Below are 6110 nucleotides of genomic sequence, written 5' to 3'. Positions count from 1 at the left end.
GGTTCCTTGCGGCGTGCCATGCGATGTCTCCTTCCAGATCATCGTAATGGCCCCACACGAAATTCCCGACAGTTCCCGATCTTGCCGACTTTAACCAGTCGTGCCGGGGCGCGGAAGTAACCGCCCGGGTTCTTGATCCGACCCTCACCGTTGGAATCATCATAGAGCTGCAGCACACAGGTTATTATGACTGCAGCCCTAAAAGGCTGATCTCGGGTAACGACCAGCTTCAGCTCCTCGGACGTGATAAACAACCTCCTTAGTTTTCACGACAGGCAGTTTGAACACGTTGCTGACGACGAATCCTGAACGCTTGCCGGATTTCCGAATCCCCAACATCAAGCTTCCGCTTGATCTCGCTCTCGGCGACATTCTGATCCATCAGCCGAATAATTGCAGCCAAGGTTTCAGGAGTTCCGTCCGGAATTTGAGTCTCGCTCAAGGCCGATGAAGCCCTCGGCTTTATCGAATACCCTTTCTGCCCTTGCGGCGAGCCTTTGCCCTTGAATTGATTGGCATTCGGATACATCACGAAGTTGTTTTCAAGATACTTGCTGAAGCTCGCGTCCCAATTGATCGATTCCAATGCGTTCTCGTCGACCCAAGCCCGGAACAGTGTCTCCACAAAGTTCAGGTGATCCGGGAGGCGACCCTGTTCTTCGACCCGCTTCCTATGGCCTTCCGTTGGCCTCCATTCCCGAGGAAGTGAAGATCTTTCTTTTTCTTCCTTTGGAAGATTAGTATTAACTACACGCGCGTGAGGGGCGTTGCTGTGACGTTGCTGTGACGCACGACAACGACGCTGCCGTTCAGCGGCCTTGTGCCGTTCCTGCTCGACGTAGCCCGACACCACTTTGCACATCTCAGCTGAATCATTCGCTTTGGCCGCGGCATATACCGCCCTTTCCAGTTCTAGAAGTGTCACTGTTCACCATCCTTTTGATAGTAGGCAAAGCAGGAGCATTCACTGAATACAGTGCTCTTTACATTCAGCTTGTCGGAATGGCATAAAGGAGGTTGTGAGCACTCCAGTTGCCAATCCGGCGAATGGCTCCAGAAGCCCTTGAAGCCGCCAGCTTCAAGGGCTTTTCTTGCCTAGATTATTTTAGCCCTCCGCTAACGTAGTCTTCCCAAGTACATGATCTCATCCGTACGTAGAGACTTGTTCTCGCTGCGACCGCGTATTGAAGATGCTTCAAGACATTACTTCTCCATTAGATACAAGGCTACCAGTACTCTCGTATTCATATCTATATTCCATGCTCTCCTTCTTCGCTTTACTTCCCTCTTCTACACAATCATCACCAGCGCCATGTCCGCTGGGAGAAATGCGCAAGCAAATCTCCTCGCCAGTCACGAGCTACATCCGATTGTCAGTTTTTGGAAATTACCTGGAAATGAAATTTCGAGTAATCCAACGCCAAGGCGCTTACACACCAACAATAGCAGCGCCATGTTGGTGACTGTTACTCGACCATACAAAATTATAGGGGGCGAGCGCCGAGGTCAAGCCGGTTCAAGAGATCTATCCTCCAGAGTAGTGCCGGCGCAACCGAGTGCTTACCGACTTCAGATCCTTCGTGCGCTTGGCCTATTCATTCCGCAGACTGCTGTGTGCAGACCTGCATTCGATCCGCTCGTCGCTCGCCTTTGTGGCTTACAAGGATTGCAAAGCCGTGGCGGCGGCCTCGAAGGAGATCTACCGCGCCAAGGATGCTGAAGCTGGCCAGGCGGCTCTGGAGGCGTTCGCAACCTCGACTTGGGGCTGCAAGCATGAGGCGATCGCATCCGCCTGGCGGCGCCACAAGACCGATGTAGGTGATCTCGCCGAACCCCTCCTCCATACATTGGCAGAGCGCGTAGTCATCATGCCAGATTGTGCGCCGATCACTCGTGTTCGACCCCGCATGACAGGACCTTCATACCCGCAGCTCATTGACGAAGTCTATCTCATCAGAGGCATCATCAGCGTTTACGAGAACGTGTGTGGAAACGAGCAGTATAGATCTAAATCATCAAAATAACATATGCTAGACTTATACTCGCGCCGAAATCTGACATCTACTCGAGACTGATGGAAGCAGAAAACCAAATTATCCTAAGCTGTCGCGCCAGCGAGGCAATCAAACTTTATTAGACATTGCCTCACAAGCTCAAAGTAGTCAAAAAAGATTGTCTATGTATCAAGTCAAACACGTGATTCTCAAAGCTTATTATTGAACAAAGGGTATTCGAGTTTAGAAATTTTATAATTTTGGAAAGTTTTTGGTATGACATCCTATATAGCTATACCGGCGATTATTTTACTGAACTGCAATTTGGTCTCACAAACTCCCAAATTATCTTGACTATCGTTGGTAAACACGGCACCCTTATCTCGTGCTTTGGATGAGCACGCCTGACGGGGAGCAGCGCATTGATGAGGTAAGCCTAAAATGTGAAAGAACCGGTATTCTATAAATGTCGGAGCTCTTCACTCGTACGGTCGCTGAAAGGAACCAACGAGACCGACCGCGTTCCTCATGTCGATCAAAGTACTACTGAAGTATTCGCGGCTGGAACGCATGCCCGGCTACAGCTAATCATTGCTGGCGTATAATCAGGAAGAGATTTGGCGCTGGCCCCTTATGGTCCAAGAATTTTTGATGAGCGAACCCTTCCAGAACGGGCACGTGATCACTTGAATCAGGTCCGTCTGAACCCGCGCAGCAGAGAGGAGACTGCAATGCCCCGCTACTATCTCAACTTCCGTAACTTCTCACATAGCGTGCATGATGACGAGGGCACCGAGTTCGCCAACCTGTACGCCGCCGTGCAAGGGGCAGTACGCTCGGCCGCCGAGATCGGCATGGGCCAGTTGGCACGGGGCAATAGCGGCGGCGGCGTCATCGCGGTGCTGGACGAGCGCAATGAGCCGGTGTTCACCTTGACCGCGTCGATGGGGATCGACTGGCATATTACACCGCTTCAGCTGAACTCATTGACAGCGTAACTGGGCCCTTCGGCGCCTGGGTCGGTCACCCTAGTCTGTATCAAGGCCGGGGGCCGAGCAGCACTATAGGAGTCGGCATCGGCGGATCGGCGCAAGCGCCAATACCTCTCAGGAAAGGCGCGGGCGTTCCCTGTCTCCGCCTTAGGGGCTTGTCTGAAAATGTTGATGGGCTGCTCCTTTGAGCAACTTTATGTCTCGCACTCCCTGATCGACCGAGAATTCATTGGTGCAGAGGGATATGCTTGTGAGGTTAGTTCGCTGCGGTGAACGCGGTTTGAGTTTTCACATAGGCTCATACCCTGCGCGGACGCGTGCTGACGGAACGCCTGAAGGGCGGCAAGGACAGGGATCAGAATGCGGCACTGCCGCTACATCGTCTCCGACGACCCTCGTCGCGCCATCTGCTGCGGAGCTCCGACACCGGAGGGATCGAGCTGGTGCGACTGCCACAGAAGGTTAGTCTACGTTCCGGTTCAACCCGGCAAAGGGCAGCGGGGCACGCGGGCCCCTGAGGCAACGTAGCCGCATTGGTTTCTGGCAGGCGCTAGAGGTCGAAGCCGGAGACCATGCCGCGACGATTGAGGGCAAGGTCGACAAGCCCTTTGGCCGGCTCCTGGGGAACTGGAAGGCCAATGCCTCTGCTGGCAAGCGCCAGCGTCTCGCGTTCTTGTGTGATCGGCTCGGGCTCGACGAGCAGCAACTGCCGCCTGACCTCCATTACCAACTTCTGCATCGAACCGTGTCGGCGCTCATTGAGGCAGACCGCTTCAAGACTGACGCCGCAGCCATGATCGTGCATTCGTTCTCACCACAGCAGAGGTGGTTCGGTGCCTTTGCCCGCTTCGTCTCCCTGTTCGGCTGCTCGGCAGAACTAGGCAAGCTGATCCTCGTTCGACCAGACGCATCCCGCCCACTCTATAGCGGCTGGGCTTGCGGCGAGCCGCGGTTTCTCGCAGGAGACGAAGCGGACCGACAGGGCATGCTTCGAACCTCTGTTCGATCAAGGACGTCAGGATAGGCTATCCTTTACGGTCCAGTTGAGTTCACCTATGCGGAGCCCTTTGCCAATGCCTTAGTGGTGGATCCGGCTTTTCGATCATGGGTCCTGCAGTGCACCAAGTTCGCAGACTTCGCGCACGAGGCGCGCCTGCTGCACGAAGAAATGCAGGCGCAGCGAAGCAAAAGCTCCGCGACCTGGTGGCGGTCCCACTTTACAGAGAAATGCCGCTGTCAGGCATGCAGCGGGCAGGAAACCGACATCCTCGCAATCTTTGAGGCCGTATTAGGCATGCGCTTCGAGGTCAAGCAGCCTGCCGACAAGTTCCCGACCAAGAAGGATCAGGTCACCAACTACGCGCTTCGGGCACAGTGTTGGGCGACATTGGCGCCGAAAGCTGTTGTGCCGCATGCCGATGCCGCGACCGTCCTGCTCTGCAGCGCTTCAAAGCTGCCGGAATACTTACCGCATCTCTCGAAGTTTGGAACGGTGATCACCTTCGAGGATCTTAGAGGGACGTTCCCACACGCCACTTTGTCGCTTTGAGAACCGCTGCGACCACCAGGTGCCATGCCAGAAGGATCATCCCACTCGTGTGCAACCTGAATTCTCGATGCTGGCCGGCGGCATCGCGTCGTGCGTCTATCTTCTACGCCGCTTGCGTCAAGCCCAGCAGCCGCCCTGGGATGATCTGATCAATGCTAACTATAACGTGATCGAGCGCCGCTTGAGACGAGATAGTTGCTCGTGAGGGCGCTTCGTCTGATCTTGAACCGAAGCCATTCCACCCCCATCTATCCAGTACCGGGGTCCGGGCCCCTCTGGCAGCCGTCTACAGGCTGCGATGTCGGACTCTCTCACCTGAGGAGCACTTCAATGCGCGCTCCACATCTGGGAGACCACTGTGACGTCTTACTCTTACTCTTCGTCCCTCAACGGCGCCTCCTTCCGCGCGACCGAGACGCGGGCACGGCTTGATACGCTGGCAAGGATCCTCGACAGCGCAGTCCGCGTGCCGGGAACCAAGATCCGCTTCGGTGCAGACGCGCTCCTGAACCTGATCCCGGGCGTTGGTACGCTGACCTCGAAAGGCATGTCGGCCTACCTGATCTGGGAAGCGCGGCGCCTCGGTGTGCCGACCGGGACCCTCATGCGTATGGCCGGAAATGTCGGTGTCGACTTCGTGATCAGCGCAGTACCGCTCGTGGGCTGGGTTGGTGACGTGTTCTTCCGCTCGAACCTGCGCAATATGGCGCTGCTGCGTGATCACCTCGACCGAGTCCATCCGGAGCCGAACACCTTCCAGAGATGACACTGCTCAGGAAGAGGATCGGGTCCGGCTGCTACCCTCGTATCTCGGCCAGAACTCTGCCGTTCAGAAAGCATAGCAATGAACAATCCCAACGCCGCGCCTCACTTTCGCAACTTTGCGATAGCCGCTGCGGTCATGGCCCTGCTGTCGATGTTCTACTTTCAAAACACGGTGGGACCGCAAGCTGATCAACTCCCCTACTCGGCGTTCATCACGGCCGTCGAGCAAGGGGAGATCCGCTCCGCCACCATCCAGGGACAGGAGGTGATCGCCGAGCGCTCCGCAGGCGGCACCGTCACAACCTATGTTCCACAAGGCGCCGGCCTCATCGCCCAGCTGCAGCAGAAGGGCGTCGTGATCAAGGCCGAGCCCCCGCCGCAGCCGAGCCTGCTTGGTAGCTTGCTGCTGTCGCTGCTGCCGTTTGCATTGATGATCGGCATCTCGATTTGGTTCGCCCGCAACGCCATGAACAAGCAGGGTGGCGGAGGCGGTCTGATGTCCATCGGCAAGTCCAAGGCCAAACTCCTGACGGAGGCCCATGGGCGTGTGACGTTTGATGAGGTGGCGGGCATCGACGAGGCCAAGGAGGACCTGCAGGAGGTGGTGGAGTTCCTGCGCGATCCCCAGAAGTTCCAGCGCCTGGGCGGCCGCATCCCCCGCGGCGTGCTGCTTGTCGGCCCTCCCGGCACTGGTAAGACCCTGACGGCGCGAGCCGTGGCGGGCGAGGCTAACGTGCCGTTCTTCACCATCTCGGGCTCCGACTTCGTCGAGATGTTCGTGGGTGTCGGCGCCTCCCGCGTGCGCGACAT

At 56.5% G+C, this 6110-nt stretch carries 6 protein-coding genes and 1 pseudogene; 6 read left to right on the top strand and 1 reads right to left on the bottom strand.

Annotation, left to right across the window (positions count from 1 at the left end):
• Window positions 1-259: 259 nt before the first annotated feature.
• Complete coding sequence (locus tag JKG68_RS30525; protein WP_202066030.1) at window positions 260-925, bottom strand: hypothetical protein; 666 nt, start codon at window positions 923-925, stop codon at window positions 260-262.
• Between the two features lie 697 nt (window positions 926-1622).
• Here JKG68_RS30525 and JKG68_RS34030 point away from each other — a divergent pair.
• From JKG68_RS34030 to JKG68_RS30495, 6 genes and pseudogenes are all read left to right on the top strand, one after another.
• Window positions 1623-1805, top strand: a pseudogene (locus JKG68_RS34030) (transposase); the annotation flags it as partial.
• A 920-nt stretch (window positions 1806-2725) separates the two neighbouring features.
• Window positions 2726-2992 (top strand): DUF6894 family protein, encoded by a 267-nt coding sequence (locus tag JKG68_RS30515; protein WP_202066028.1) that lies wholly within the window; start codon window positions 2726-2728, stop codon window positions 2990-2992.
• Window positions 2993-3500: 508 nt separating this feature from the next.
• On the top strand, window positions 3501-4010 hold the full coding sequence (locus JKG68_RS35050; protein WP_376773244.1) for a DUF6946 family protein: 510 nt from the start codon (window positions 3501-3503) through the stop codon (window positions 4008-4010).
• A gap of 60 nt (window positions 4011-4070) precedes the next feature.
• Entirely contained in the window at window positions 4071-4535 is a 465-nt protein-coding gene (locus JKG68_RS30505; protein WP_202066024.1) for a hypothetical protein, read from the top strand.
• 358 nt (window positions 4536-4893) lie between these two features.
• Window positions 4894-5301, top strand: coding sequence for a DUF4112 domain-containing protein (locus JKG68_RS30500; protein WP_202066022.1), 408 nt, complete (start codon window positions 4894-4896; stop codon window positions 5299-5301).
• A gap of 78 nt (window positions 5302-5379) precedes the next feature.
• Window positions 5380-6110 (top strand): ATP-dependent metallopeptidase FtsH/Yme1/Tma family protein (locus tag JKG68_RS30495; protein WP_202066021.1); only part of this gene is annotated, 731 nt, incomplete at its 3' end.

Source organism: Microvirga aerilata, from assembly GCF_016743775.1.
Taxonomy (GTDB): Bacteria; Pseudomonadota; Alphaproteobacteria; order Rhizobiales; family Beijerinckiaceae; genus Microvirga; species Microvirga aerilata.
Note: the sequence above shows the minus strand (reverse complement) of the source record. Positions and strands in the feature narration are given on the sequence as shown.

Excerpts from the sequence above, each read along its gene's own strand:
- JKG68_RS30515 (WP_202066028.1), top strand. The coding sequence starts at position 2,726 with ATGCCCCGCTACTATCTCAACTTCCGTAACTTCTCACATAGCGTGCAT.